Source organism: Kitasatospora sp. NPDC058032 (assembly GCF_042885845.1).
Lineage (GTDB): Bacteria > Actinomycetota > Actinomycetes > Streptomycetales > Streptomycetaceae > Kitasatospora.
The window spans coordinates 71,355-97,538 of sequence record NZ_JBHVRK010000017.1; the positions used below are offsets into that span (position 1 = coordinate 71,355).

Sequence of the window (26,184 nt, forward strand, 5' to 3'; positions counted from 1 at the left end):
AGGTCATTTCGCCTCGTATCCGGCCATCAGCGTGCGCACCTCGGACGAGAACAGCATCGGTCCGACCGCGTCCGAGTGCGCCAGCCCCTCGGGGGACAGCCGCAGTCGGTGGGCCGCGTCCGTGTCGTCCGCCAGCCAGCGGCGGGCCGCGAACTCCGCCAGTTCGGCGGGGAAGTCCTCGGCCGGCGTGCCGCCGAAACGGGCCCGGTAGTCGTCGAGCGCCAGCCCCTCGGCCTGGAGCAGCGACTGCACGAGGTGCCGTCGCCGTGCCTCGGCCGGTGTCATCGCCCGGCCGACCACGGCACGGTCGAACGACTCGGTCGCCACGTAGTCGTCGATGATGCGGCGCACCTCGGTCGCGTCCACCGCGTAGTCGAAGGAGTAGTGCAGCCGGGACGTGTAGGAGCGGGCACCGCAGCCGAGGCCGACCATGCCGTCGGTCTGGCAGGCGTACTCGCTCACCCCGGCCTGCGGCGCGGCCGCGCGGCGGAACATCCGCATCGACACCTGTTGGTAGCCGTGGGCGAGCAGGTGGTCGCGCCCGGCCCGGTAGAGGGCCAGCCGGCGGGCGTCCCATTCGGCCGGGCCCTCCGCCTCCCCGCGCCGGGCCAGTCCGGTCAGCGGGCGCACGTAGAGCGGGTAGAGGTACAGCTCCTCGGGCTGCCAGGCCAGTGCGGCGTCCAGCGAGTGGAGCCAGCTCGCCTCGGTCTGGCCGTCGATGCCGTAGATGAGGTCGATGTTGAGGACGGGGAACCCGGCGTCGCGGATCCGGCCCAGCGCGGCCTCGACGTCGGCGCGCTTCTGCGGGCGGACCGCCGAGCGGGCCTCCGCGTCCACGAAGGACTGCACGCCCAGGCTCAGCCGGGTGGTGCCCCGCTCGGCGAGCACCGCCAGACGGTCGGCGGTGGCGGTGGCGGGGGAGGCCTCGACCGACAGCGGGACCGCCCGCAGGTCGGCGCCCATCCGGTGCTCGGCGATGTCGCAGAGCCGCTCCAGCTCGGCGGCGCTCAGATAGGTCGGGGTGCCGCCGCCGAACGCGGCGAGCGCGAACCGGGCGCCCTCGTCCAGCGCCGCGCGCACGGCCACGGCCTGCCGGTCCAGCGCGTCCAGGTAGGCGGTGGTCAGACCGTCCGGGCCGCCGATCCGGGTGAACAGGTTGCAGAAGCCGCAGCGCACCTCGCAGAACGGGATGTGCAGGTAGAGGGAGAGCGCGTGCTGCGCCTCGCCCGCCCACAGCTCGCGCAGCGGCGGTCGGTCCGGCAGTTCCCGGTAGGCGGTCTTGTGGGGGTAGGCGTAGACGTACGACTGGTACGGGGGAGCGTACGGCGGCTCGGCGGTCGGTGCGGAGGGGGTCGCGGGCGCCGGGTCGTGGGCCGGCCGGGCGGGGGCGGTGGTCATGCGGTCTCCTCGGCGGGCGTGGCGGACGGCGGGGTGCTCGCGGGGAGCGTGAAGTGCGCGTACGGGACCGTCCAGACCACCTCGTGGCCGATGCGGTGGCCCGTGTAGCCGTCCTCGCCGTAGGCCGTGCCGTGGTCCGAGCAGACGATCGCGAAACACGGCCGACGGGCGCTCATCGCCGCGAACAGCCGGCCGATGTGGGCGTCCACGTACTCCAGGGCGGCGGCGTGGCTCGCCCGGCTGTCACCGTGCTCGCGCGTGGCACCGGGCAGGTGGAACCAGTTCGGCTGGTGCAGCGCCGAGACGTTGACGAAGAGGAAGAGCGGCTGGTCGGCGGGTTGCTCGGCGGCAACCCGCTCGGCGCGGGCGACCTGCTCCTCGAAGGAGGTCGGCGAGGGGACGCCCATCTCCGGTGACCAGTGGCTCTCCTGGAAGAGACCGGGCAGCACCGAGCCGAGCGGGCCCTGCTTGTTGAAGAAGCCGACCCCGCCGATGCAGACCGTCCGGTAGCCGGCGCCGGCGAGCGCGGTCGGGAGGTCCGGGGCGTCGAACACCCAGGTGCGCGGCGCGGTGCTCTCCGAACCGGCGAACCGGGCGGCGAACAGGCGCGGGTGCGGCCCGTTCGGCGAGGCGGGGGTCGGTAGGAAGCCGGCCAGGATCGCCTGGTGGGCGGCGTAGGTGAAGCTGCCGGGGGAGTGCCGTCGCTCCCAGCGTCCGCCGGGCAGGTGGGCGGCCAGGTGCGGGATCCGTCCGGCGGCGGCCAGTTCCTCGGCGACGTCGAAGCGCAGGGTGTCGAGCGTGACGAGCAGCAGGTCGTGGCTGCCCACCACGGCGTTCATGTCGGGGGAGTCGGCCGGGACGGCGGGGGCGGGGGTGCTGGGGCGGTGGTTCATCAGGGCTGTTCCGTACGTGGGTGGATCGTTGGTGCGGGCGCGGCGCCGAGGGCGGCGAGCTGGGCGGCGTAGGTGTCCAGGCCCTCGGCGGGGCCGCCGGGCAGGCCGGTGAGGCCGGGCAGCAGATCCCCGAAGGCGTTGACCTCGCCGACCACCGTCCGCCGCCACGCGGCGGTCGGCAGCACGTCGACGCCGACCGTCGGGGAGTTCGGGAAGCAGGCCGCCGCCCGTTCCGCCGTCTCCAGCAGGTCCGGCCAGGCCGGTCCGGCGGCCTCTCGGGCCAGGTCGAGGCTGCCCCGGGCGCCGCCGAGGTGGAGGTTGGTCATCGGCTGGGCGCTGGTGCGGACCACCGCGTGGGTGGCCCGTCCGGCGACCACCACGACCCGCAGATCGGCCGAGCGCCCCGACTGCGAGGCCTTCGGCACCCACTGCTCGACGTGCAGGCCGTCCGGGGCGAGGCGGTCGACCAGCTCCGCGACCAGCCGCTCCTCCCGGTAGCGACGCACCCGCAGCGAGTTGTACAGCCGCCCGTCGGCGAGTTCCACCGAGGTGGTGGCCCGCAGCTGGCCGCGCGGTCCGAACTCCAGCGCCACCACCCCCGACGCGGAGGAGCCGTGGGACGGTTTGACGAAGACCCGGCGCAGCCCGGCGGCGTCCAGCCGGGTGCGGAGGTCCTCCCAGCCCGTGACGGCGGCCCCGCCGAGGGCGCGCGGCACCGGCACGCCGGCGCGCGACAGCAGTGCGTGCGTCCGCCGCTTGTCGAACATCACGGCGATCTCCTCGGGGTCGCCGAGCAGCCGTACCCCGGGAGTCCCGGCCAGTGCGCGCAGCGCGGCCGTCACCCCGGCGTACCAGGCCGCGCCGCCCTCGACCCGGGTCGGCGCGTACTGCGCGCCGAGCGCCGGTCCGCGCAGCAGCGCGTCCACCGCCTCCTCCTCTCCCGGCGACTCGATGCGCAGCACGGTGCCCTCGGGCAGCCGGTAGGCACCGCGCAGCAGGTCGATCCAGGGCAGGACGGCGGGCTCGGGCAGGCCGGCGGCCCGCGCGGCGGCCGCGAACAGCGTCACCCGGCGGTGGCCGGGATTGCCGAGCACGGTCAGCCGCCCGTCCGGCGGGAGCCGGTGCTCCGGCCGGGCCGGGCGAGGAGCCCGGGCCCCGGTTCGGTCGTCGGCCCGGTCGTCGGCCCGGGGGGCGGCCTGGCCGGCGGTCTGGGGGGTCGTCGTCAGCATCGGAGCCCTCCTACTCGGCCACCGCGACGTAGCGCCACTCGTCCTCGTCGTCCTCCTCGGCGTCGGAGAGGTCGACCTCCACGCCCGGCAGGGCCTGGTGCACCCGTTCCTGCATGGCGTCGGTGAGGTAGTGGTGGTGCAGGTCGAGGGACTTGAGGTGGGTGAGCGGCTGGCCGTCGAGCAGCGCGGCCGCGCCCTCGTCGCTCAGCACGCCCATGGCCAGGCTCAGCGACTCCAACTGCGGCACCACCGGGGCGTGCGCCACGGCGGCGGCGATCTCGTCCTGGAACTCGCTGTTCTCCAGGCCGAGGTGGCGCAGCGACGGCAGCCGCGTCCCCGCCAGGAACGGCGCGAGGTCGTCGATCGTCGCGTCGCCCCCGTACTCGTCGACGCCCAGCCACAGCTCCAGGCGCTCCAGCGCGGGCAGTTCGCTCGCCGCGACCGCCCGCACCACGTCGTCCGGCAGCCCGCCGCTCTCGAAGCGCAGGCCGGTCAGCCGGTCGTGCCGGACCGGGTGGAGCACGAGTCCGTTGCCGCCGCGCACCACCAGGTCGGTGAGCTGCGGGAACGCCTTCAGCACCGGGGTGATGTCCGACATCTCCAGCCAGGAGATCTCGCAGTCCTCGGACGTCACGTCGGCGATGAAGAGCGCCTCCAGGGCAGGGAACCGCTCGGCGTCGGCGACGATCCGGGCGAGCGTCTCGCCCACCGGCACGTAGTCCCGCATCCACCAGGGGCCGATGAGCAGGGCGCGGACGGCGGCCGGGTCGACCGCGGCGAGGAAGGCCGACCAGACGTCGTCGAAGCCGGCCTTGGAGCCGTAGCCGACGGCCAGCCGCCACGCGGCGGCGTCCGCAGCCGGCAGCTCGTCGATCAGCCTGTGCCGTTCGCCCCGGTGGGGCTCGTTGAGCGAGAAGGTGACGACCGGCAGGTGGAGGAAGCGGTCGACGGATTCGGTGATGAACACGGGTGCCCCCCTGGGCGGCATGACTGGCGCTGGCGCTGGTGCTCGAGCGGATACGGGTAACGGACGGGTGGGCGTGGGCGCGGGCGTGGGCTACTCGGCGACGGCGACGTAGCGCCACTGGTCGTCGGGCCGGCCGGCCCCGGACAGGTCGATCACCACGCCCGGCAGGGACTCGCCCAGCCGCTGCTGCATGGCCTCGGTGAGGTAGTGGTGGTGCAGGTCGAGGGCCTTGAGGTGGGTGAGCGGCTGGCCCTCCAGCAGCGCCGTCGCGCCCTGGTCGGTGAACACGCCCATCGACAGGTTCAGCGACTCCAGCCGGGGCACCACCGGGGCGTGTGCGACGGCGGCGGCGATCTCGTCCTCGATCTCGCTGTTCTGCAGGCCGAGGTGGCGCAGCGCGGGGAAGCGCGTGCCGTCCAGGAACGGCTCCAGGTCGGCGAGCCGGGTGGTGCCGCCGTAGCCCGCCACGCCGAGCCAGAACTCCAGCCGCTCCAGCGCGGGCAGCTCGCTCGCCGCGACCGCCTTCGGCACCTCGCTGGGCAGGCCGCCCGACTCGAACCGCAGCGCCCGCAGGTGTTCGTGCCGCACCGGCCGGAGCGAGATGCCCTCGCCCCCGCCCGATTCGTCGGAGGCACCGCGCACGACCAGCTCGGTGAGTTGCGGGAAGGTCGTCAGCACCGGCGTCACGTCGACCATCTGGATCCAGGAGATCTCGTTCTCCTCGTACGTGATGTCGCCGATGAACAGGCCGCGCAGGGCGGGCAGCCGGCCGGCGGCGCCGAGGATCGCGGCCAGCGGTCCGGCGAAGCTCTCCGGGCCGTCCTGCGACCACTCGCCGACCACCACGGCGGTCACCCGGGCGGTGTCCACGCGTTCCAGGAACTGCTGCCAGCGCGCGGCCCAGTCCTGGTCCGCCTCGAACTCGACGGCGATCTTCCAGGCCACGGCGGCGGGCTCGGGCAGCGCGGCGCCCTCGTCGACGGCGGCGACGAAATCGAAGACGGGAAGGCCGTGGAACTCCTCGATGTGGTTGTTGACCGTCATGCGCTGCTCCTCGGAGGGTCGGTGCGGGCCGAACAAGTGTCTACCAGCCCGGACCGACAATCCGGTGCCCGGGGCGTCGCCCGGGCGCGTTGCACTCTGCTCTCCGCACGCCCCACCGGCCCCGTCCGGCACAGCCGCCACCCGGGCACCGGGCGTCGTTGTCAGACCCTTGCCCTATGGTCCGTGGCGTGGGATTCCGATGCGTCGTCGAGTCGGCGAGGGAGAGCTGATGTTCCGTCAGGGAGACGTGCTGTTGGTGCCGGTGGAGGAGCCGGCGGTGCCGGGCCGGGTGGGTTCGCTGGCCGCGCAGCCCAGGGACGCGCGGGGCCGGCTGGTGCTGGCGCTGGGCGAGGTCACCGGGCACGCGCATGCCGTGGTCGGCCCCGGGGAGCTGCGGCGCGAGTCGGGGCCGTTCGGCACGGCGTGGCTGCACCTGCCGGAGGGCGGCCGGGTGGTGCACGAGGAGCACGCGGCGATCCCGCTGCCCAAGGGCTGGTACCGGGTGGTCCGCCAGCGCGAGTACGCGCCGGGCGCGGTGCGCATGGTCGCGGACTGACGGACGGCGGCGCGCGCCGGGGCGCGCGGACGAGGGACGAGGATCGGGGCGGGCGCGCGGCGCCCGCGGCACGGCCGGGCGGGGTGCCCGGCCGGGAACGGAGAGTGTGATGGTGACTGGACAGACGGCACCGGCCCCCGTGGCGGGCGGGCCGGCCGAGGTGACGGCCCGCTGGCGGGCTGCGGCCGCCGCCACCGGTCCGGCCGACCGGGCCGGCGTCGAGCGGGCGGTGCGGGCCGCGTACCGGGCGGCGGGCCTGGCCGAGCCCGCCGCGGTGCGGTGGTTCGGCTCGCCGCAGGCGGCCGTCGAGGCGGCGTTGGAGCTGCGCGAGGCGGGCGCCGTGACGGTGCGCGAGGCGGTCCGCACCCTGCCCTGGGACGCGGTGCGCCGACAGGCCGTCGAACGGACCGGCGCGGCCGGCTGGGCGCCGCTCTGGGCACTGACCGGCGGCGAGCTCGGCCCGGTGACCAACGCGCTCGCCGACCGGATCCGCGGCGCCGTCCTGGACCGGCTCGCGCCCGAGCCGGACACCGAGAACGACGATGACGACGTGGCCGAGGCGGCCCGCGAGCGCCGGACCGCCGTCCGCATCGCGCTGCTCGACGCCGTCCGCGGCCAGCACGACGCCCCCTGGTTCGCCGCCTTCGAAGCGGCCGGGGTGCTCGGCTCCTCGTCGGACGTGCCGGGCGGCCCCGCGGGCGAGGCGATCGCCGCGCTGGCCGAGGTCGCCGGCGGCGCCGGCTGGTGGTGGCCGTACGCGGACGTGGCGCTGGTCAGCGAGCGCCCGGTGGCGCTGCACCGCGACGAGGCCGGCCGGCTCGACCGCGCCGACGGCCCGGCCCTGGCGTACTCCGACGGCTTCGCCCTGCATGCCTGGCGGGGCATGCCGGTGCCCGCCGAGTTCCTCGCCGGGCTCGGGACCGTCACCGTCGAGCGGATCCGCACCGAGGAGAACGCCGAACTGCGCCGCGTCCTGTTGGAGCACTACGGCTACGAGCGGTACCTGGCCGACTCCGGCGCCGTCCCGGTGCACCAGGACGAGACCGGGGTGCTCTGGCGGATCGAGCTGCCCGACGACGAGGCGGTGGTGATGGTCGAGGTGGTGAACTCCACCGCCGAGCCCGACGGCACCTTCCGCACCTACTGGCTGCGGGTACCGCCCAGCACGCTCACCGCCCGCGCCGGGGTGGCCTGGACCTTCGGCATACCCGAGGCGGAGTACCACCCGCAGCGTCAGACCTGAGCGCGTGGTGCTTCGCGCGGGGCAGCCGGTCCCGGACGGCGGTGCGGCCCGGGGCGTCCTCGTTCCTTGACAACAGCAGAGGGAAGCGTCGAAGGGCCGCTTCACCAGGGGAGCCGATGCCGCGCGGGCCGGGTTGCCGGGGCCGTGGCGGAAATCGGGTCGACGCGCCGAGCCGGGGGCGGCACCCTGCGGGCATGGAGTTCTTCACCTACCACCGGGACCGGCCGCACTCCAGGTCGCTGCGCCACGACCTGTCGACGATCACGTAATTCCCCAGGGCGAAGTTCACACAATTCCCCAGGCTGTGGGCCCGTGACCGGGTTCTTCGGGGGTTAGTGAGTGTGATCGATCGGAAACAACCCGCTCAGCCTCGGAGCCGTTGGGTTACCTCCGCTTCGTCGCGGACGTCCCAGCGGATGCCAGCGGGCTCTGCGTCCGACTTCGTGCTGCGGCCGTCCTCCGCCTCGACCAGGTCGTAGAAGGTGTTGCCCTCGTCGTGTGTCCCGGTCAGCGATTCGAAGGCCGTGGCCGCCACGTAGTCGAGCTCTTCCCACTCCGGCCAGTCCTCGCCCCAGGCCGACCGGGGACAGCCGACCAGCTTCCGCACCTCCGGTGCGTCAGCCAGCGTGTCTGGCTCGGCCAGGGCTCGTTCGAAGGCAACTCGCCCGAGAGCGACCAGCCAGAGCCGGAAGTAGAAGAAGCCGTCGTCCGAGCACCAGCCGCCGAAGATCCGCTCCGCGGCCGCCCACAGTTCCCAGCTGTAGCCGTCATCAGTGACCTCTTCCAGACTCGCCTGGAAGCGTACGACTTCGGCCACCGGCCGCTGCGACAGCTCGGTGTGCAGCCAGGCGAGCCGCTCGTCCCGACCGGTGGCCTGCCGTCGGCAGTCCTCGATGAGTTCCCAGAAGGCGTCGGTGTTCATAGACAAGATCTTGCCGGTGATCTCCGACAACTCACCTGGAAGCCGCCATGTCGGTCGGGTTCCGGGGCCGCTTGTTCGGTCGGTAGCTGGGGCCGTTCATGATCACCTGGTGGCTGGTGTTGATAAGCCGGTCCAGGAGCGACTCCGCGACGACCGGGTTCGGGAAGAGCGGATACCAGTCGCTGGGAGCTCGGTTGCTGGTGATGATCAGGGACCTGCCCTGCCGCTCACTGACCAGCTCGTAAAGGTCGTCGGCCTGGACCGCGGACAGTTGGCGCATCGCGAAGTCGTCGAGGATGAGCACGTCCGGGCGGATGAGCTCGCGCATCCGTTTGTCCCAGGTGCGGTCCGCGTGGCCGCCGGCCAGTTCGGCGAGGATCCGGCTGGTCTTGGCGAAACGGACGTTCGCGCCCTGCCGGACGGCCAGGTGCCCGAGCGCCTGGGCGACGTGCGTCTTCCCGACGCCGACCGGACCGAACAGAATTACGGACTCCCCGGCGTGCAGCCAGCGCAGGGCGGCCAGGTCCCGGATCTGGGCCGCAGGGAGCTTCGGGGAGGCAGTGAAGTCGAACTCCTCCAGCGTGACCTGCTGCTCGAACTTTGCTTTCTGTAGGCGACGTTGGAAGGCGACGGTCTCGCGGCGGGTGATCTCGTCCTGGCAGAGGATCTGGAGGAAGTCCAGGTGCCCGAGCTCGCCGCCGTGGGCCTGAGCGAGGCGGGCGTCGAGGGTTTCCAGCATCCCCGACAGCCGAAGCGTCTTGAGCGACTCGCGCAGTGCGGTGTCCATCACGCTCATCGCGCGACCTCCTCGGCTTCGTCACGGCCCTGGTCATCGCGGAGTTCGTTCGCGGTCTGGGTGGGGATCGTGGCGGCGAACAGGCCCTCGGGCCCGTGGAGGAAGGCCGCGGCCCCGGCGTCGCCGGTCTCCGGCTCGGGATCGGTCTCGGTGCCCGCGATCAGGATGCCCTTGATGGTGCGGTAGGACGGGTCGCCGACCGCGATGGCCTTGGCGCAGGCCGCCTCCAGCCGCTGGTCGCCGTACTTCTTCCGCAGCCCGAGGATCCCCTGGGCCGCGCGGAGCCGGTAGAGCGCGTTGACCTCCAGCAACTGGTCGATCACCTCGCGGCAGGCATCACCGACCTCGGAGGACTGACTGCGGCACCAGATCGGCGTCTTCATCTGGAAGGCGATCTTCTCCGGCGGGTAGTCGGTCCTGTCTGTCCGTTTGCCCTGGTCCAGAGCGGCGTGCGTCTTGACCAACTCGCCCTCATAGAAGACTTGGACCATGGTCGCGGTGGAGCGGACGTCGACCCGTCGCCCGATCAGTTTCCAGGGCACCGAGTAGAGGGTGCGGCCGACCTTGATGTGGATGTCCGGGCCGACCGTGGCGATGGACCAGCGGGCGAGCACGAACGGCGCGTCCGGCAGCGGCAGCAGGGCCTCGGCCTCCACGGCTTCGAACACCGACAGCGGACTGGCTCCTCCCAGGGGCCGGCACTGCCGGCGACCGGCCACGTTCCTTGCCCAGGTGATGGCCTCGGCCTGCATGTGCTCGATCGAGGTGAACTGGCGCCCGCTCCAGAACGAGTCGCGGACGTAGGGCATCGGCCGTTCGACTCGCGGCTTGTCCTTGGGATGCGAGGCTCTCGCCGGATCCACCAACGCGCCGTAGTAGGTGGCGAGTTCGGCATACGCCTTGTTGATCTTAGGGTCGTAGAGGTCGGGCTTGTCGACGCCCGTGCGCAGGTTGTCCGGCACGAGCCGGCGCGGGGCGCCTCCGAAGTAGCGGAAGGCCTCGACGTGGGCCTCGGTCCAGGCGCGCTGGTCCATATGCACGACCGGGCGGACGAACATGTGCCGCGAGCAGGGCAGCACCATCACGAACGCCCAGATCCGGTGCCGCTTGCCGGTTGACGGGTTGATCCACTGCCCCAGGAACCCGTAGTCGATCTGGGCCTCCGAGCCCGGCTCGACGTCGTCCCGCAGCACGGTGACCTTCGATCTGATCGCCTCGTCCGGCAGATTCGCGTGCACCCAGCGGCGGAACGATGAGATCGACGCCTTCAACTTTCCTTCGCCACGAAGGCGCTGGTGGATCGTGGTGACCGTGGATGTGCCCAGCAGGCTCTTGATGTAGTCGCGGTGCTGGTCGATCTCCGGCCAGGTGATCTGGTTCAACCGCCGGCTGGCGAGGTCCGGGTACCAGTTCTTGATCAGCTTCGCCCAGTCCGCCTCGCTCATCGGAGGCCCGCCCGGCGTGATCCCGGCCGCCTCCGCCGGCCCCAGGTACTTCCTGATCGTCTTGCGATCCAGCCCCAGCGACGCGGCGACCTGACTCTTCGAGCGGCCCGCGTACCAGTGGACGTAGATCTCGATGACGTCGACCACGGTGAACGTTCTCCTTGCCATCCGGTGCGTCCGTCGACCTCTCGGTCCGAAGATCGAGGAACACGGCACCTTCGCGGTGGCCCGGCCCTCGACCCGGACTCCGGCATGCCTATGGGGAATCAGGAGAATCTGGATGGATCACTACCTACTGCTCAAACCACCCCAACCAGCGAATGTCGTGCACTGATCATCCGACCTGGGGGCGGGCACCAATGGACGCGACGCCTGTCGACCGCCGTCCCCATGGGGAATTACGTGAACGTCCGGGTGGGGAATTACGTGACGCCAACACCGATGCAGGTGGGGAATTCCCTGATCGTCGCCACGACCTGCGGGAGGAGCACTGGTCCTACATGGACGGCTTCGCCGCCGAGATGATCGCCCGCGGCCCCACCTTCACCGACGCCGACACCCCCACCGGCAGCGTCCACGTCCTCGACCTGCCGGACCCCGCCGCGGCCCGCGCGTTCGCCTTCGACGAGCCCTGCTACCAGGCGGGCGCCTACCGGGACGTCCTGGTGCGCCGGTGGCGCAACCTCCTCGGCCGCACCATGGCGGAGTTCCCGGGCGGCCCGACCGGCGGCGAACGCTACCTGGTGCTCGGCCTCGGCGCCGGTCGGCCCGCCGACCTCGCGCCCCCGCCCGACCGCGACGAGCTGATCGCCTACGGTCCGCTCCTCTCCGACGACGCCGGCTGCTGGCTGGGCACCGCCGCCCTGCTCCGCGCCCCCGATCCGGACGCCGCCCGGGCCGTCCTCACCCCGCACCACTACGCCGCCGTCGAGGTCCACCGCTGGGAGTTCGGCGGCCGGCGCTGACCGTCCCGGTGCTGACCCGTCCCGGCGGGTCCGGGCGGGTGGACGCGGCACCGCCCGCGCCTGGGACGGGCGCGGGCGGTGCGTGTTCGATGCTGTGTGTTCGGTGCTGCGGTGGGGTCAGTGGACGTCGATGCCGTCGAAGGAGCCGATGATGGCGTCGCCGCCGACGTTGGTGATCTCGCCACCGGCGAGCTGGTTGCCGGTGCCGATGACGGTGATGGTCGTCGTGTTGACCGTCACCTCGTCGGCGAAGGCCTGGGTGGTGGGCAGGGAAACGGCGCCGATGGCGGCGATGAGGACGGCGAAGGTACGGACGGTGCGGTACATGGTAGGTATCCCTTCGTGAACCAACGGTGCTTCAAACCCTAGATACCGGGGCCGCGTCAAAGATAGGCATGTCACCCGAAGGGGTTGATGTGCGTGTCATCTGACCTTGTCCGTCGTTAGCGTCCGAATGGCGCCGATCAGTGGGGCGCGCATCGGGAAAACCGGATTGCGGGGCCACCGGCGCGCTGTCACAGTGCACCTACGGTCGAGCTCCGACCGGAACGGGAACGGGGGGACGGGGGAGCGCCCGTGACGGCGTCGCGATCGCCCACTGAGCTGGCGGCGGCCTACGCCCGGCCGCCCTACCGGATGCCGTCGCCGCCGGCACGGGAGAGTCGCCAGCCGGTCCTGGACGTGCTGCTGCCCTGGCGGCTGGCCGGCCGGGTCTACGGACCGTACCGGATGATGCGGCTGACCGCCTCCGGGGTCACCGCGGCCGTCGGTGCCGAGGTTCTCGGCCCGTACGCCCAACCGGTCGTGACCAGGGTCGCCGCGCAAACGCTCGACCCGGTCGTCGAACGCCTGCTCATGCCGCGCGCCCTCCTCGGCCTCGGCATCGTCCTGTTCCTCGTCCGCACGGTCACCGGCACCTGGACCTCCGGCGACCTGCTCATCGAGCTGATCGGCGAGGACAGCGTCGTCATGCTGCTCACCGGCCCGATCGCGCTGCTGCTGGGCTGTCTGCCGCTGGTTCTCCTGGCCTATCCGGGCACCCGGCGGCAGGTGGGGCGGCTGGTGGCACGGCCGCTCCTGGTGGGAGTGTTCACCGCCGTCGTGTTCGTCGTCATGATGCGGTCGGCCCTCCTTCCGCCGGCCGGCGTGCTCCTGCTGTGGCTGGCGCCGTTCAACCTGTGCGTGCTCTACCTCGTGCACCGCAACTCCTTCGCCGTGCGGGCGCATCCACTGGTGAGGCCCCTGGTGGCGACCCTGCTGGTCTGGCTGACCGCGCTCGGGCACGTCCTGTTCGTCGACAGGGACGATACCTCCACCCACGGCCCGGCACTGGTCGCGCTGCTCGCGGGCCCGGTCGGGGTGACGGTGACGGCGGTGATCGAGATCGTGCTGCTGCGGCGCCGGCACGGGGTCGGGTTCCGTGGACCGCTCGGACCGCTCGGACCGCTCGACGCGGCCGGGCCGTCCGGTCTGTCCGGCCCGTCCGGGGCGTGATCGCTGAAGACGGTCTTCAGCGGCTGCGGCCCGGCGCGGCGGCGCGGGCGAGCAGGACGGGCTGGAAGAAGCCGCTGGCGGCGGGTGGCAGCCACTCCACGTCGGTGAAGCCCGCCCCGGCGGCGAACCCGCCGATCTGGTCCCGGGTGAGCGCCCAGTAGGAGCTGCGGCGCACGCTCACCTCGCCCCACCCCGCACCGCCGCCCTCCCGCTCCGCGAGCCGGAAGTGCTCCAGGTCGTACCGCTCGCCGTCCTCGTGCCAGTGCCACAGCTGGAAGGTGACGGTCCGTCGGCCCGAGCCGTCCACGGACGGCTGGGGCGCCGTGGACGTCGGCCGGCTGCGCCGCAGTTCGTCGTACGGCCGGGTGGACAGCATCAGCAGACCGCCGGGACGCAGCACCCGGTGCAGTTCGGCGAGCGCGGCGCGCACGTCCGCCGCGGTGAGCAGGTGCGGCAGTGAGTTGTCGGCGCACACCACGGCGTCGAACCGTCCGTCGGTGCAGGGCAGTCGGCGCATGTCGGCGGCCGCGGTCGGCAGGCGCAGCCCGCGCGCCGCCGCCTCCCGGCCGGCCCGGGCGGCGGCGGCCGGGCTGAGGTCGGTACCGGTGACCCGGTGGCCGTGCGCTGCGAGGCCGATCGCCTGGGTGCCGATGCCGCAGGCGCAGTCGAGCACCTCCGCCGGCGCGTCGCCGAGCCGGTCGCGCAGGAGCGCGTCCAGGCTCGCGCCCTGCCGGGTCACACTGGCCGCCCAGTCCGCGTACACCAGGTGGTAGTCGGCGGCCAGTTGGTCGTAGAAGCGGGCGACCGAGTGGACCGGCCCGCCGGTCGGCGCAGCCTCGGACGGCGCGGTGCTCGGGACGGTCGGTTCGCTCATGCGGTCACGCTACCGAAACCCCGGCCGGCCCGTCCCGGGGGTTTCCGGTGGCCCCGCCCGGTCCGTCCCGGGCCGGTAGACCGTCAGCGCCCGGCGGTCCTTCGCCAGCCGGAGCGCGCCGGCGGCGGGCACGGACTCGCCGTCGACGGCAATCCGGCCGGCGTCGCCCAGAGCGTCCAGGTCGAGGGCGCGGATCCGGGCGGAGTGGTAGACCCGCGAGCGGGCGAGCGTGCCGGACAGGAACGCGGCGGCGAGCCGGGTCCGGGCGAACGGCCGCCCGCCGTCGACCACCCGGACGTCCAACAGGCCGTCGGCGAGCCCGGTCCGGTGGGTCGGGGCGAAGCCCGGCGGGTCGTAGACGCCGTTGCCCGCGAACAGCAGCCAGAGCCGGCGGTCGCGGCCGCCGGCCCGGACGGTGACCGGCCCGGCGGTCGCCAGCACCCGGGCGGTCGCCACCGCGAGCGCCGGCCACTTGCCCATCCGGCCCTCGAACTCCTCGCGCAGCCGGACCAGTTCGGGGTAGACGCCGAGGCTGAACGTATTGAGGAAGTGCCGGCGCCCGGTGTCGTCGGCGGCCACGCCGAGGTCCACCCCGCACGCCTGGCCGGCGGTCACGGCGGCCGCCGTCGCCTCGATGCCGTCGATGCCGAGGTCCAGCGCGAAGTGGTTGAGCGTGCCGCCGGGGAAGACCGCGAGCGGCACGTTCCGCTCGACGGCCAGCCCGGCGGCGAGGTTGACACTGCCGTCGCCCCCGCAGATTCCCAGCGCGCCGCCGGCCGCCGCGGCCCGGTCGGCGGCCTCGGCGAGCAGGGCGGGCAGGTCGTCCCCGGGCTCGCAGAGCCGGACGTCGGCCCGGGGCAGCAGGTCGCGCAGCGCGGCGACCGTGTCCTGCGGGCCGTCGCCGGAGAACGCGCCGCTGCCGGAACCGGAGTTGACCACCACCGACAGACCGGCCCCCTCGGGCAGCGCCGGGGCCGGGCGGCGCGGCGGTGCGGCGGCCGGCCGCAGGTGGGAGGCGCGCGGCCACCACCGGAGGGTGAGCACCGCCAGCGCGGAACCCAACGCGAATCCGGCCAGGACATCGCCCGGATGGTGCGCGCCCGTGTACACCCGGGAGACGCCGACGGCCAGCGCGGCCGGTGCCACCAGGGCGGCGGCGGCCGGGGACTCGATCGCCACGGCCGTGGCGAAGGCGGCGGCGGAGGCGGAGTGGCCGGAGGGGAAGGAGGTGGTGACCGGCTGGCGGAGCAACCGCCGGGTCGCCGGGACCGGGCCGAGCGGGGGTCGCGGGCGCCGGGTGAGCTGCTTGGCCGCGATGTTGGCGGCGGTGGAGGCGAGCAGCAGCGAACTCACCCCGCGCAGCGCCGCCCGCCGTTCGGCCCGCCCGCCGACGGCCCCGAGTGCGGCGGCCGTGCCGAACCAGAGCATCCCGTGGTCGGCGGCCCGGCTCAACCGGCGCAGCCAGCGGCCGGTCAGTGACCCCGTTCCGAACGGACGGTCGGCCGCGGCGACCCGGTGGAACAGAGCCCGGTCGATGACGTCCAGTCGCCTCATTCGTTCGAGCCTAGACGCGATCGGTTCCCCGCGCTCGGCGAGCGGCCGCGAGGGGCCCGGGGGATATCCGCAGCAGGCTGAGTACAGCTACTCAGGCGCTGCCCGGCGGGGCCCGCGCAGACTGGTCGGCACGACCCGCACCGCCGTCACCGAGGACCCACGCCACCACCATGCTGAGCCGCGCCTCCGCCCTCCTCGTGCCCGCCTTCGGGCGCCTGCACATCACCGCCGACACCACTGATGCCACTGACGCCACTGATGGCACTGGTGCCGCCAATGCCACTGACGCCGGCCGCCCCGCGCCGGGCAGCATCGTCGCGGCCAACCACACCTCGCTCGCCGACCCCGCAGTCGTGCTCGCCGCCCTGCACCGGCTCGGCGCCCGCCCGGTCGTCCTGGCCACCGCCGGGCTCTGGCGGGTCCCGGTGCTCGGACCGGTGCTGCGCCGGGAGGGGTACATCGCCGTCCACCGCGGCACCGCGCGGGCGGCCGAGTCGCTCGACGCGGCGGCCGAAGCCCTCGCGGCCGGGCGGGTCGTGCTGATCTACGGGGAGGGCGGGCTGCCGCGCCGCCGCGACTCCGGGGAACTGCCGCCCGGCCCGTTCCGCAGTGGCCTGGCCCGGCTGGCACGGGCCACCGGCGCCCCGGTCGTTCCGCTCGGCCAGGCCGGCGCCCGCCGGCTGACCTCCGGTGGGCCGCTCAAGCAACTCGCGGGCCTGGCCACCGCCCCCGTCCGCCGCCCCGCCCTGCACGTCCACCTCGGCAGCCCGCTGCACCTGCCGCCCGACACCGCCGAGGCCACGGCGCGGGCCCACCACGCCGTCACGGCCGCCTGGAAGGTCGCCGCCGGCCGGGCCGGGAGGGAGGCCGGGGAACGTCGGCCGACGTGAGTCGACCTGCCCCGCGGGACCGGGTGATCCGTCGTCCGGCTACGCCCCCGCAGCCGGAGCTGTCCGTCACCGCCAGGAAAAATTGCGTGGTGGACGGAGGACATCCCCGTCACAATCCCGGCCATGCCCACAACGACAGTTCTGGTGATCTGCGGTCCCGCAGGTGTCGGCAAGTCCTCGACCGCCTACGAGGTCGCCCGTCTGCTCGCCGAGCGGAACATCCCCCACGCCCTGATCGATTCCGACGAACTGGACCGCGTCCATCCCTGGCCACTGGAGGGGCGGGAATCCAGTGAGCTGGCCCGCCGCAACCTCGCCGCGCTCTGGGCCAACTTCGCGGCCCTCGGCCATACGCGGCTGATCATCGCGGGGGTGTTCGCCGCCCTCGACGACGAACTCCGCTGGATCTCCGACGCCGTCCCTGACGCCGAGATCACGCCCGTCCGCCTGATCGCCGATCTCCCCACCCTGGAGGCCAGGATCTTCCGCCGGGAGATCGGTTCGGGCGCCGACGACCAACTCCGCAGGACGATCCGGCAGCTCGACCGGATGGGGCGGTCGGACTCGACCGCCACGGTGGTCATCGACACGAGTGACCAGCAGGTCGGCGACATCGCGAAGCGGGTCATCGACATCTGGCTGGCCGGTCCCGGCGGTCGGTGACCGTTGCCGTCCTCGGCGCGGCCGGACCGGTGTCAGCGGGGTGGTCCACGGTTCGCGACATCAACGACGAACCGACGACCTCGACCGGGTGGCGGTCAGGCCGACGCAGCTCGGTGTGCCCGCCCGCCCCGGTGCGCCGGACGGCGGACCGGGCGCTCGCTGCACTTCCGGGACCTCTACGGCAACGAGCTGATCGCCGCCCAGCTGTAGGGCGGGCCGACGGCGGACGCGGCAGGATGGGCGGCATGGAGCGTACCTTCGAGGAACTGGTGGACGAGGCGGCCGAGGCCCCGGTCGACGGGTGGGACTTCTCCTGGCTGGACGGCCGGGCCTCCGAGGAGCGCCCGTCCTGGGGGTACCAGCGGTTGCTGGGGGAGCGGCTGGCGCTCGCGTCGGCGGCGCTGGACGTGCAGACCGGCGGCGGGGAGGTGCTCGCGGGCGTGGCGGACCGCTTCCCGCGCACGATGGCCGCCACCGAGGCGTGGCCGCCGAACGCGGCAAGGGCGACCTCCGTGCTCCATCCGCTCGGCGCGCTCGTGGTGGCGGATCCGGACGAGCCGCCGCTGCCCTTCGCCGACGGTGCCTTCGACCTGGTGACCAGCCGTCACCCGGTGACCGTGTGGTGGGCGGAGGTCGCCCGCGTGCTGCGCCCCGGCGGCAGCTACCTGGCCCAGCACGTGGGTCCGGCCTCGGTGTTCGAGCTGGTCGAGTTCTTCCTCGGGCCGCAGCCGGAGGCGCGCCGGGCCCGGCGGCCGGAGGACGCCGCGGACGCCGCCCGGGCCGCCGGTCTCGAGGTGGTCGACCTGCGGTCCGAGCGGCTGCGGGTGGAGTTCCTGGACATCGGCGCGGTGGTCTGGTTCCTGCGCAAGGTGATCTGGATGGTGCCGGGCTTCACCGTGGAGGCGCACTGGGCGCGGCTGCGCGAGCTGGACGCCCTGATCCGGGCGGAGGGGCCGTTCGTCGCCCACTCCGCCCGGTTCCTCATCGAGGCCCGCAAGCCCTGATGCCACCGCAGTCCCCGATACCGCCGGCCTCAGCCGGCTTCCACCGGTTTCCACCGGCCTGCGGTGTCACCGGGGCCGCGGGTCAGCCCGCGGCCACCAGGTCGAGGTAGTCCTCGCTCCACAGGTCCTCGTCCCCGCCGGGCAGCAGCAGCACCCGGTCCGGCCGCAGCGCCTCGACCGCCCCGGGGTCGTGGGTGACCAGCACGATCGCGCCCGGGTAGCCGCCCACCGCCGCCAGCACCTCGTCCCGCGAGGCCGGGTCGAGGTTGTTGGTGGGCTCGTCCAGCAGCAGCACATTGGCGCCCGAGTGGACCAGCCCGGCCAGCGCGAGCCTGGTCTTCTCGCCGCCGGACAGCACCCCGGCCGGCTTGTCCGCGTCGTCGCCCCGGAACAGGAACGCGCCGAGCACCTGCCGCACCTCACCGTCGGTGAGCGCCGGCGCCGCCGCGGCGAGGTTCTCCCCGACGGTGCGGCCCGGATCGAGGGTCTCGTGCTCCTGGGCGAAGTAGCCGAGCCGCAGTCCGGGACCGGGGACGACGCGCCCGCCGTCCGGGGTCTGCCGGCCGGCCAGGACCCGCAGCAGCGTGGTCTTGCCCGCCCCGTTGGGACCGAGCACGACGAGCCGGCTGCCCCGCTCGACGGCGAGGTCGAGCCCGTCGAGCACGGTGCGCCCGCCGTACGACTTGGTGAGGCCGACCGCGCCGAGCGGCATCCGCCCGCAGGGCGCCGGCTCGGGCAGCCGGATGCGGGCGGTGCGCTCGGCCTGGCGGACGGGTTCGAGGGCGGCGAGCATCCGGTCGGCCCGGCGGGCCATCGAGCGGGCGGTGACGGCGGTCGCCACGTTGGCCCGCATCCGGTCGGCCTGGGCGTGCAGGGCGGCGGCCTTGCGTTCGGCGTTGGCCCGCTCGCGGGAGCGGCGGCGCTCGTCGGCCGCGCGCTGTGCCAGGTAGGCGGCCCAGCCGGTGTTGTGGACGTCGACCGTGGCGCGCTGCGGGTCGAGGTGGAACACCCGGTTGACGGTGCCGGCCAGCAGCGGCACGTCGTGGCTGATCAGCACCAGGCCGCCGGGGTAGCCGGCCAGGTAGCCGCGCAGCCAGGCGACGGCGTCCGCGTCGAGGTGGTTGGTGGGCTCGTCGAGCAGCAGGGTGGCGTGGTCGGCGAAGAGCATCCGGGCCAGCTCGACCCGGCGCCGCTGGCCGCCGGAGAGCGCGCCGAGCGGGCTGTCCAGCAGCCGGTCGGGCAGGCCGAGGCCGGCCGCGACCCGCGCGGCCTCGGCCTCCGCCGGGTAGCCGCCACGGGCCTGGAACTCGGCCTCGGCCCGGGTGTAGGCGGTCATCGCGCGGCGTTGCGCGCGCTCGTCGCCGGCCGTGGCCATGGCCCTCTCGGCGGCGCGCAGTTCCCGGACGGCGGTGTCCAGGCCGCGGGCGGACAGGATCCGCCCGGTGACGGTCACGGCCGGGTCACCGGTACGGGAGTCCTGCGCCAGGTAGCCGACCGGTCCGGTGCGGGTGACGGTGCCGGCGGCGGGGCGCAGCTGCCCGGCGAGGGTGGCGAGCAGGGTGGTCTTGCCGGCGCCGTTGCGGCCGACCAGGCCGATGCGGTCGCCGGGGGCGATGTGGAGGGTGAGGTCGGACAGCAGCAGGCGGGCGGCGACGCGCACGTCGACACCACGGGTGGTGATCAAGGGGATGACGCTCCGTAACAGCTAGCGGACACGCGGGTGGCGTGGAGGCGGGTCCGTCAGCTAGGAGATGCGGGGCGTCGACATGGCGCCGAGGTTAACCCGCGGCGCCCGGCGGGCGCATCCCGATTTACCGGGGGACCGACATTCCGGAAAGTCCTTGCCCGGGCATGTCCGTGACATGTTCGATGTGCCCATGGGGCGTAGCGAGCTCGTTCTGATGACCGATCACAGCTCGACCGAAGGCAGCCGGGAGGCGTTGGCGGCCGCCGTTCGGCGGCTCACCGGACGGGCACCGGTGCTGCTCGACGCGCGGCACTTCATGACCGGCGGACCGGACGGGCCGGCCGGCGGCGGCCGGGTGCGCGGCACCGGCGACGGCGTCGCCCTGGAGGTTCCCGCCGAGGGCCTCGCGGTGACCGCCCGGTCGGTGATCCTCTACGAGATACCGCCGCACCGGCGCCCGGAGCTCGTCGACTGCCAGCGGATCCTGCGCGAGCACGGCGTCCGCTCGCTCGGCACCGCCGCCGACGGATGGCGGACGGCGAGCGACAAGCGGCTCACCGTCGAGAGCTTCGCCCGCGACGGCGTGCGCCAGATGCCCACCGTCACGCTCTCCCGGCCCACCGCCGCCGAGGCCGCCGAGGTGTTCGACCGGCTCGGCGGCGACGTCTGGGCCCGCCCGACCGTCGGTATGAGCGGGCAGGACGTCTTCCACGTCACCACCCACGCCCAGCTCGCCGAGGCGGCCGAGTGCTACGCGCAGGTCGGCAGCGACTGGCTGCTCGCCCGGGACGCCCGCAACTTCACCGCCGACGGCCGCCGCCACCAGTACCGGGTGACCGTGCTCGGCGGGCGGGCACTGCGCGCCGTCGAACACGTGCAGGACGACCCGGACGAGCCGTGCAACCTCGCCCGGGGCGCCGTCTCCACCCCGCTGCCGCTGGCGGAGCTGCCCGCCGGGCTGGCGGAGCTGGCGGTGGCGGCCACCGGGTCGGTCGGGCTGCCGTTCGCGGCCGTCGACCTCGCGGCGGAGAGCGGCGGCGTGGTCTTCGAGGTCAACGTCCACCCCGCGTTCGGCTCGCCCGGCGCGCTGGAGGCGGTCGCCGTGCCGTACGTGGCGGCCCACCTCGGGTCCTCCCACTGACCCCGGAGCCGCCCCCCGAAGCCGCTCCCGATCCGGCTCCGGCCCGACCCCCGGTCCACCCGAGGAACGTGACGCGGCGTCGGAGAACCGCGCGCAGCGGTGCCCGCCGCCGCTGCGCGCCCCTGCCGGGTCACCGCAGGACCCCCGGTCGAAGGACCCCTTTCGGGGGTACTAGACTCGGGGAGGTTGTGAAGGCACCTCGTTCGGTGAGGCGTCGCCATGGACACAGGCCACTGACCCCACGACGTCGAGAGACGCCCAGGGTCAGGACAGGTCTCCCCGGCCTAAGGGGTGACCCCAAGTGGCTGCACCCCGGAATCCCGGGGCGCTACGCCGTGGCGTGCCAAAGCTCTGACGAGATTCAGGGGTGCCCGCCCGTCGTCGCGGCGCCCGTGTGCGCCCGCTCGGCGGTGTGGAGCCTCCTGGTGGCCCGGTAACGGCGACCCCGCGCGGGCGCCCCGACGGCGAGGAGGTGAGAGCAGTGGAGTGCGGTAGTCCGGGTCGAAGTCGGCCCCGCCCCAGGACGTCCCCCACTCTTCCTGGCACCCGGCACCCCTCCTCCCGTACCGCTCCCGACCCCCGCCGCACCGCCCGCCGCTGACCCCGGCGCGGACGCGCGCGGCCCGGGCGCGGTGCGTGGTGGAGGACGGCCGGGCGCCTCCCGCCCGCCCCGCATCCCGCGACGTGCCACGTCCCCGGGTGCGGCGGCCCCCGAACCGCGGAGGTACCCCGTCATGTCCGACTGGCGTGTGCGCGCTGTGCGCGCGAGCAAGCGTCCCTTCACCCGTCCCGTCACCCCGGCCGGCGGCGCGCCCGCCCAGCCCGCCCCCGAGCACTCCATGGACCCGCGCCCGGACCAGCCGGTCGAGCACGTGAGCCTGGAGCGCTCCGTCGTCGACGCGGCCGTCTACCGCGACGGCCACCGGGTGCAGTCGGCCGCCAACCTGGCCGACGTCTACCGCGAACTGCCCGGCAAGCCCGGCACGATGGCCTGGATCGGGCTCTACCGCCCCGCCGAGGCCCAGCTGCTGGAGGCCGCCGAGCGGTTCAACCTGCACGAACTGGCCGTCGAGGACGCCATCGTCGCCCACCAGCGCCCCAAGCTGGAGCGCTACGGCGACACCCTCTTCGTGGTCCTGCGCGCCGCCCGCTACCTGGACGACGTGGAGGAGGTCGACTTCGGCGAGATCCACCTCTTCGTCGGCCCCGACTTCGTCCTCACCGTCCGCCACTCCCAGGCCCCCGACCTCTCCGCCGTCCGCCGCCGCGTGGAGGCCGACCCCGAACTGCTGGCCCTCGGCCCCGAGGCCGTCCTGTACGCCGTGCTCGACGCCGTCGTCGACGGCTACGCCCCGGTCATCGCCGGCCTCCAGCACGACATCGACGAGATCGAGACCGAGGTCTTCGGCGGCGACCCGCAGGTGTCCCGGCGCATCTACGAACTCTCCCGCGAGGTCATCGAGTTCCAGCGCGCCACCCGCCCGCTGCTGGAGATCATGAAGAGCCTGGAGGCCGGCTTCGGCAAGTACGGCACCGACGAGGAGCTCCAGCGCTACCTGCGCGACGTCGCCGACCACGCCACCTACGCCGCCGAGCGCGTCGACGGCTTCCGCCAGATGCTGCAGAACATCCTCACCGTCAACGCCACCCTGGTCTCCCAGCGGCAGAACGAGGAGATGAAGCAGCTCGCCGAGGCCGGCCACGCCCAGAACGACGAGATCAAGAAGATCTCCTCCTGGGCGGCCATCCTCTTCGCCCCGACCCTGATCGGCACCGTCTACGGCATGAACTTCGACGAGATGCCGGAACTCCACTGGGCCTTCGGCTATCCCTTCGCCATCGCGCTGATGGCCCTCGTCTGCACCAGCCTCTACTTGATCTTCAAGCGCCGCAACTGGCTGTAGACGGCGAGTCTGTCTCGCCGATCAACAGCACACCAGCAAACGACGTGCGCGGTCGACTCCAGTCCGTGGGGAGAGCGAACGGCGGCGGCTGGGTACCCGACGGGGCCATGAGTTGTCGGCCCCTGCTTGAGCAGCCATGGCATCGGGACCCGGACCGCAGAGGTCCGGGTCCCGATCGGGCAGTTCCACTACTCGGTGCTCTGCACCAGATCCCGGGCCTTGTCCGCCCATTCCCCCATGCAGCTGACGGCAGAGGTCATCTGCTTCACCGCGGCGGAGATGTCCCTCACCGGCTTGCGGAGGTGTCGGCTCAAACGAACCAGGCCCTCCGCAGACGTGCCGAGAGAACCGATCTGTGACAGTCCTGTCTGAGCGGACTCGTCCAGTGCGATGAGCTGTTCCAGGAATTCGTTCGTTCCTGCGTCCCGTTCGCTGGGCGGCGTCACTTCGACGAGGCCGAGCGCGGCTCTCATGCCGCTGTCCATGACGGCCATCTGCTCCGCGAAGGCCCCTGCGGTGGCGTTCATTTCCCCGGCTGGTGCGCTGAGCAACTCCGCGTAGCGGATCACAGCGGCAAGCCGTGCGCTCGCCGGGGCGTTCGACTGGGTGAGATCGGTGATCTCGACGTTGCTCTGTTCGGTCAGCGTCCCGATGGTCTCGATCGTCTTTGTGATCGTGCTCAGGTGAGCGGCCATCGCCTCGAGCCCGTCTTCGATCGCGGCGAAGTCGTCGAGCAGGCCCGGCAGGTTCTCGTCGGTTTCGTCCTCCAGATCCGGGCTCTGCTGGGATGGCAACTGCCCGTCGGAGGTCTCGAGTGCCCGCACCACCCGTGCCGGGGTGAGGAGTTCGAAGCCGTCCCGAATCCCTACTTCGAGGGCGCTCTCGATCTCGCGCCGCGCACCGGCCAAGTGGCTGCGCGCCCGTTGATAGCGGATCGTCCTGATCGAGGCGATGTCGAAGGGCAACTGCCCCGCCTCACCGATGTGGATCGTCGGCTTGCCGATGATGTGACGTAATCCCAGCTCGTACATCACGTTGGGGTTGCCGCCGCTGACGTCGGCGATGACGAGGTCGGAATCGATGACGTGCCGGCAGATCTGTTCGTTGATGTCACCCGCCTGTGCGATGCCATCCGCACGCACAGCGGTGATGTCGTACTTCTCGCAGGCAGGGGCGATGACCTGTTCGAAGATCCCGAGGTGGTGCTCGTATGCCTCACGCTCGGGGGTGCCATGGGGGGCGTAGCGATCGCCGATCGGCCCGACGACGAAACACATACGGGGCCGGTCGGACTCGCGCCGGAGAGCTTGCGACGCGCTCATGTGAGGTCCTCCGTTGTCTGAGGGTGGGTGTTGTCGAGTAGGGCGGCGTGTCTAGCGCCGGCTTCGAGGTCGGCGGCGTACACCGGTCGCTCCTCGATGCCGAGGGAACGCAGTAGGTGCGCGGTCGGGATGCGGTAGTTCCTGCCGACACGCAGTACGGGGCACGGGAAGCTACCGAAGCGGATCAGTTTGTACGCTGTACCGGGACAGACCCCGAAGGCCCGGGCGGCGGTACGCAGGTCCACGCTCAGGGGTAGGTCGAAGGCCTCTGCGAAGCCCAGGGGCGGGCCGGACCGGGCGCTCATCGTCGGGCTCGCGCAGGGTGCAGCACCAAGGTGCCGATGAGGTCGGCCTCGTCGTGACGGCGGGCCCGAAACACGATGTCGGGCAGGCCCACGCAGTATGCGAGAGCCCCGACCCGCTCCCCTTCGCGCCGAGTGGGCGACTCCGCGAAGCGAATGGTCGCCGCCAACCCGTCACGCCGTGGCGGGGGAGTGAGATGGAGTTCCCATCTGTCGGCCGGCTGCCATGGTTGATCCTGGGCCACCGTGACGTTGCGGGATTCGGCAAAACGGGCGATGTCGATGACGGGTACCTCCCTCCTGACGCGGTTGGCAAATGCCCACATCTGATTCACCGCCTCCTTGATCATCTGACCACCCGCGTCCGGGTCATCCGGCTCGCTGGTGTCAATAGCCGCGAGTAGGGCCAGTACGGCCTCGGCCTCAAGGTCGGCGCGTTCGACTCTTGACTGGCGTAGGATCCGGTGCAGATTGCGGTAGAGGCCGGGGACCGCCAGCCAGACGACGACCAGGCGTCCGGTGCCGACTCCCCCGCGAGGCTCTTGCCGGGCATCCGCGACTACCTGCCGCCAGATTGCCGTCCCCAGACGTTCGTTGCGTGTCGGCCCGTACAGGGCGTTCCGGCACTCGTCCAGGGACAGTCGTACCGGTCGGTCGCCCACATTGATCGTGAGGGGCCGCCGTGGACCGCCGGGTGTCCGGAGAAGGGCTTGCCCGATCTGGGCGAACGCGCCGCCCGGGTCATTCGTGGTCATTGTTTCTCCTCTCCGACCTCAAGAGGGCGACGTGCGACATGGCTACGGCGGCTCGCTCGCAGGTGCGCCGAAGGGCAGCCAGCGCCGACTGCAAAGCCGCATGGCTCCTCATCGAGATCGGGCTCACCGCCTCGGACTGGAACCGGGACGGTCCAACCGCGGCGGCGGGGGTGTGAAGATGGATGTCGCCGTACATGTTGTGGCCGACGTTCACCCCGATGTCGGCCCACTGGGTGCTGTCCGCTTCGGGGCGGAGTGCGGGCTCCTGCGGGGCGGTCACCAAGGTCGCCAGGGGTCGGCCGACGAGGGCGTCGCGGGCAGGCCGACACTCAGACCACCGCTGACGTCCCGGCCAACGGCGACGCCGTGGTGGACGTACTGGGAGAGGTTCTTCCGACACGTGGCGGGGGCGGTGGCTGACGGCAGTGGCGTAGCCATTCCATCGACGATCGGTCGCACGCGGTCGGGCCCGTAGCCCGGCACACGGATCCAGCCGTAGCCCTCGAACTCCTTGACCTGTACGTGGACGCGAACGTACTGTGCCGGGTCGAGACCGGGGTACCCGTACCGCACGACATCCTGGTACAGCCGGTCGGACACGATAAGGGCGAGATCGGCTGAGGTGAGGGCGGCCAGTACGGTCACCACCTGTGGAGCGTTCACGTAGCGTGCCACGGCCACCGGCGCGGGTCCGGCGTGGCCGAGGGCGGCGTCTGCCGCGATCCCGGCGTCGACGGCCAGTCGGAGCCTGATGCGCGGGACGGCCGGGCGGGTGTTGAGTGCGCTGAGGCCGGCCGCCAGATGGTTCACGAAGGGACCAAGAACCTCGGCTTCCGGTGCGGCATCGGGAAGGACGGAGAACTCCAGGTCGCCTTGCGGCTGGCGGGCCCAAGCCGCGCGGTCCAGTCCGGCCAGCGATGCAGCCTCGTCCAACACGCGGACCAGGTCGGCCTGAGCGGCCGACTGCGCCCGAGTGTCGAGACGGCTGTATTGCGACATGTCCGCCGCGATGCACAGTCGGCGGTGCGGGATGCCGTCCAGGGGGTGAGCGGAGGAAGTGTCGTTCATGGCAGCTGCCACCTTCCAGCGGTTGTTGGGTGCCGTGCACGCCAACTGTGCGGGAGGATCCGGCGCCG

Annotated in this window: 25 protein-coding genes and 1 riboswitch; of the genes, 9 read left to right on the top strand and 16 right to left on the bottom strand. The window is 73.0% G+C overall.

The window, feature by feature from the left end:
- Positions 1-3: 3 nt before the first annotated feature.
- From ACFVUH_RS25435 to ACFVUH_RS25455, 5 genes are all read right to left on the bottom strand, one after another.
- Positions 4-1,398, bottom strand: coding sequence for an STM4012 family radical SAM protein (locus ACFVUH_RS25435; RefSeq protein ID WP_387915497.1), 1,395 nt, complete (start codon positions 1,396-1,398; stop codon positions 4-6).
- On the bottom strand, positions 1,395-2,237 hold the full coding sequence (locus tag ACFVUH_RS25440) for an STM4013/SEN3800 family hydrolase (protein WP_387915579.1): 843 nt from the start codon (positions 2,235-2,237) through the stop codon (positions 1,395-1,397). Before ACFVUH_RS25440 ends, ACFVUH_RS25435 begins: the two co-directional genes overlap by 4 nt.
- Before the next feature lie 53 nt (positions 2,238-2,290).
- On the bottom strand, positions 2,291-3,520 hold the full coding sequence (locus ACFVUH_RS25445) for an STM4014 family protein (protein ID WP_387915498.1): 1,230 nt from the start codon (positions 3,518-3,520) through the stop codon (positions 2,291-2,293).
- A gap of 10 nt (positions 3,521-3,530) precedes the next feature.
- Positions 3,531-4,508 carry an STM4015 family protein gene (locus ACFVUH_RS25450; protein WP_387915499.1) on the bottom strand — a complete coding sequence of 326 codons (978 nt, stop codon included), beginning with the start codon at positions 4,506-4,508 and terminating at the stop codon, positions 3,531-3,533.
- Positions 4,509-4,577: 69 nt separating this feature from the next.
- Positions 4,578-5,531 carry an STM4015 family protein gene (locus ACFVUH_RS25455; RefSeq protein ID WP_355359085.1) on the bottom strand — a complete coding sequence of 318 codons (954 nt, stop codon included), beginning with the start codon at positions 5,529-5,531 and terminating at the stop codon, positions 4,578-4,580.
- Positions 5,532-5,760: 229 nt separating this feature from the next.
- On the opposite strand from ACFVUH_RS25455, the gene ACFVUH_RS25460 reads away from it, so the two are divergent.
- Both ACFVUH_RS25460 and ACFVUH_RS25465 read left to right on the top strand, forming a co-directional pair.
- A complete protein-coding gene (locus ACFVUH_RS25460; protein WP_355359088.1) occupies positions 5,761-6,087 on the top strand; it encodes a hypothetical protein in 327 nt (108 codons plus the stop codon).
- A 109-nt stretch (positions 6,088-6,196) separates the two neighbouring features.
- Complete coding sequence (locus tag ACFVUH_RS25465; protein WP_387915500.1) at positions 6,197-7,330, top strand: DUF6745 domain-containing protein; 1,134 nt, start codon at positions 6,197-6,199, stop codon at positions 7,328-7,330.
- Between the two features lie 364 nt (positions 7,331-7,694).
- Here ACFVUH_RS25465 and ACFVUH_RS25470 read toward each other — a convergent pair whose 3' ends face one another.
- The 3 genes from ACFVUH_RS25470 to istA are packed head-to-tail and all read right to left on the bottom strand — an operon-like array spanning position 7,695 to position 10,640.
- Positions 7,695-8,252: a DUF4240 domain-containing protein gene (locus ACFVUH_RS25470; RefSeq protein WP_387915501.1), complete on the bottom strand. Its 558-nt coding sequence runs from the start codon at positions 8,250-8,252 to the stop codon at positions 7,695-7,697.
- A gap of 31 nt (positions 8,253-8,283) precedes the next feature.
- Positions 8,284-9,048, bottom strand: coding sequence for an IS21-like element helper ATPase IstB (istB, locus tag ACFVUH_RS25475; protein ID WP_387915502.1), 765 nt, complete (start codon positions 9,046-9,048; stop codon positions 8,284-8,286).
- Complete coding sequence (gene istA / locus ACFVUH_RS25480; protein WP_387915503.1) at positions 9,045-10,640, bottom strand: IS21 family transposase; 1,596 nt, start codon at positions 10,638-10,640, stop codon at positions 9,045-9,047. Before istA ends, istB begins: the two co-directional genes overlap by 4 nt.
- Positions 10,641-10,852: 212 nt before the next feature.
- Between istA and ACFVUH_RS25485 the strand changes: the two genes are divergently transcribed.
- On the top strand, positions 10,853-11,458 hold the full coding sequence (locus tag ACFVUH_RS25485; RefSeq protein WP_387915504.1) for a YciI family protein: 606 nt from the start codon (positions 10,853-10,855) through the stop codon (positions 11,456-11,458).
- A 117-nt stretch (positions 11,459-11,575) separates the two neighbouring features.
- Here the strand turns inward: ACFVUH_RS25485 and ACFVUH_RS25490 are convergent, their stop codons facing one another.
- Complete coding sequence (locus ACFVUH_RS25490; RefSeq protein WP_355359097.1) at positions 11,576-11,785, bottom strand: hypothetical protein; 210 nt, start codon at positions 11,783-11,785, stop codon at positions 11,576-11,578.
- A 249-nt stretch (positions 11,786-12,034) separates the two neighbouring features.
- Here ACFVUH_RS25490 and ACFVUH_RS25495 point away from each other — a divergent pair, with 249 nt between their 5' ends.
- A complete protein-coding gene (locus ACFVUH_RS25495) occupies positions 12,035-12,952 on the top strand; it encodes a hypothetical protein (protein ID WP_387915505.1) in 918 nt (305 codons plus the stop codon).
- Positions 12,953-12,968: 16 nt separating this feature from the next.
- Here the strand turns inward: ACFVUH_RS25495 and ACFVUH_RS25500 are convergent, their stop codons facing one another.
- A complete protein-coding gene (locus ACFVUH_RS25500) occupies positions 12,969-13,826 on the bottom strand; it encodes a class I SAM-dependent methyltransferase (RefSeq protein WP_387915506.1) in 858 nt (285 codons plus the stop codon).
- A 9-nt stretch (positions 13,827-13,835) separates the two neighbouring features.
- Positions 13,836-15,380 (bottom strand): bifunctional phosphatase PAP2/diacylglycerol kinase family protein, encoded by a 1,545-nt coding sequence (locus tag ACFVUH_RS25505; RefSeq protein ID WP_387915507.1) that lies wholly within the window; start codon positions 15,378-15,380, stop codon positions 13,836-13,838.
- Positions 15,381-15,550: 170 nt separating this feature from the next.
- Between ACFVUH_RS25505 and ACFVUH_RS25510 the strand changes: the two genes are divergently transcribed.
- The 3 genes from ACFVUH_RS25510 (at position 15,551) to ACFVUH_RS25520 (ending at position 17,937) form a co-directional block, all read left to right on the top strand.
- Positions 15,551-16,270 carry a lysophospholipid acyltransferase family protein gene (locus tag ACFVUH_RS25510; RefSeq protein WP_387915508.1) on the top strand — a complete coding sequence of 240 codons (720 nt, stop codon included), beginning with the start codon at positions 15,551-15,553 and terminating at the stop codon, positions 16,268-16,270.
- 123 nt (positions 16,271-16,393) lie between these two features.
- Positions 16,394-16,933 (top strand): hypothetical protein, encoded by a 540-nt coding sequence (locus ACFVUH_RS25515; protein WP_387915509.1) that lies wholly within the window; start codon positions 16,394-16,396, stop codon positions 16,931-16,933.
- 245 nt (positions 16,934-17,178) lie between these two features.
- The gene (locus ACFVUH_RS25520; RefSeq protein ID WP_387915510.1) at positions 17,179-17,937 is read left to right on the top strand and encodes a methyltransferase domain-containing protein; all 759 of its coding nucleotides are present in this window, start codon (positions 17,179-17,181) and stop codon (positions 17,935-17,937) included.
- Between the two features lie 82 nt (positions 17,938-18,019).
- On the opposite strand, the gene ACFVUH_RS25525 is transcribed toward ACFVUH_RS25520, so the two are convergent.
- Positions 18,020-19,621 carry an ABC-F family ATP-binding cassette domain-containing protein gene (locus ACFVUH_RS25525; RefSeq protein WP_387915511.1) on the bottom strand — a complete coding sequence of 534 codons (1,602 nt, stop codon included), beginning with the start codon at positions 19,619-19,621 and terminating at the stop codon, positions 18,020-18,022.
- Between the two features lie 217 nt (positions 19,622-19,838).
- On the opposite strand from ACFVUH_RS25525, the gene ACFVUH_RS25530 reads away from it, so the two are divergent.
- Both ACFVUH_RS25530 and ACFVUH_RS25535 read left to right on the top strand, forming a co-directional pair.
- Positions 19,839-20,765, top strand: a complete 927-nt coding sequence (locus tag ACFVUH_RS25530) for a RimK family alpha-L-glutamate ligase (protein ID WP_387915512.1) — start codon at positions 19,839-19,841, stop codon at positions 20,763-20,765.
- A 191-nt stretch (positions 20,766-20,956) separates the two neighbouring features.
- Positions 20,957-21,131, top strand: a riboswitch (M-box (ykoK) riboswitch).
- A gap of 368 nt (positions 21,132-21,499) precedes the next feature.
- Positions 21,500-22,669, top strand: a complete 1,170-nt coding sequence (locus ACFVUH_RS25535; RefSeq protein WP_355359124.1) for a magnesium and cobalt transport protein CorA — start codon at positions 21,500-21,502, stop codon at positions 22,667-22,669.
- Positions 22,670-22,857: 188 nt separating this feature from the next.
- On the opposite strand, the gene ACFVUH_RS25540 is transcribed toward ACFVUH_RS25535, so the two are convergent.
- The 4 genes from ACFVUH_RS25540 to ACFVUH_RS25555 all read right to left on the bottom strand — a co-directional run bounded on the left by ACFVUH_RS25540 (position 22,858) and on the right by ACFVUH_RS25555 (position 26,116).
- Complete coding sequence (locus ACFVUH_RS25540) at positions 22,858-23,991, bottom strand: hypothetical protein (protein WP_387915513.1); 1,134 nt, start codon at positions 23,989-23,991, stop codon at positions 22,858-22,860.
- Entirely contained in the window at positions 23,988-24,296 is a 309-nt protein-coding gene (locus tag ACFVUH_RS25545; RefSeq protein ID WP_387915514.1) for a helix-turn-helix domain-containing protein, read from the bottom strand. Before ACFVUH_RS25545 ends, ACFVUH_RS25540 begins: the two co-directional genes overlap by 4 nt.
- Positions 24,293-25,048 carry a hypothetical protein gene (locus ACFVUH_RS25550; RefSeq protein WP_387915515.1) on the bottom strand — a complete coding sequence of 252 codons (756 nt, stop codon included), beginning with the start codon at positions 25,046-25,048 and terminating at the stop codon, positions 24,293-24,295. Before ACFVUH_RS25550 ends, ACFVUH_RS25545 begins: the two co-directional genes overlap by 4 nt.
- A 276-nt stretch (positions 25,049-25,324) precedes the next feature.
- Positions 25,325-26,116, bottom strand: coding sequence for a hypothetical protein (locus tag ACFVUH_RS25555; RefSeq protein ID WP_387915516.1), 792 nt, complete (start codon positions 26,114-26,116; stop codon positions 25,325-25,327).
- Positions 26,117-26,184: the final 68 nt, after the last annotated feature.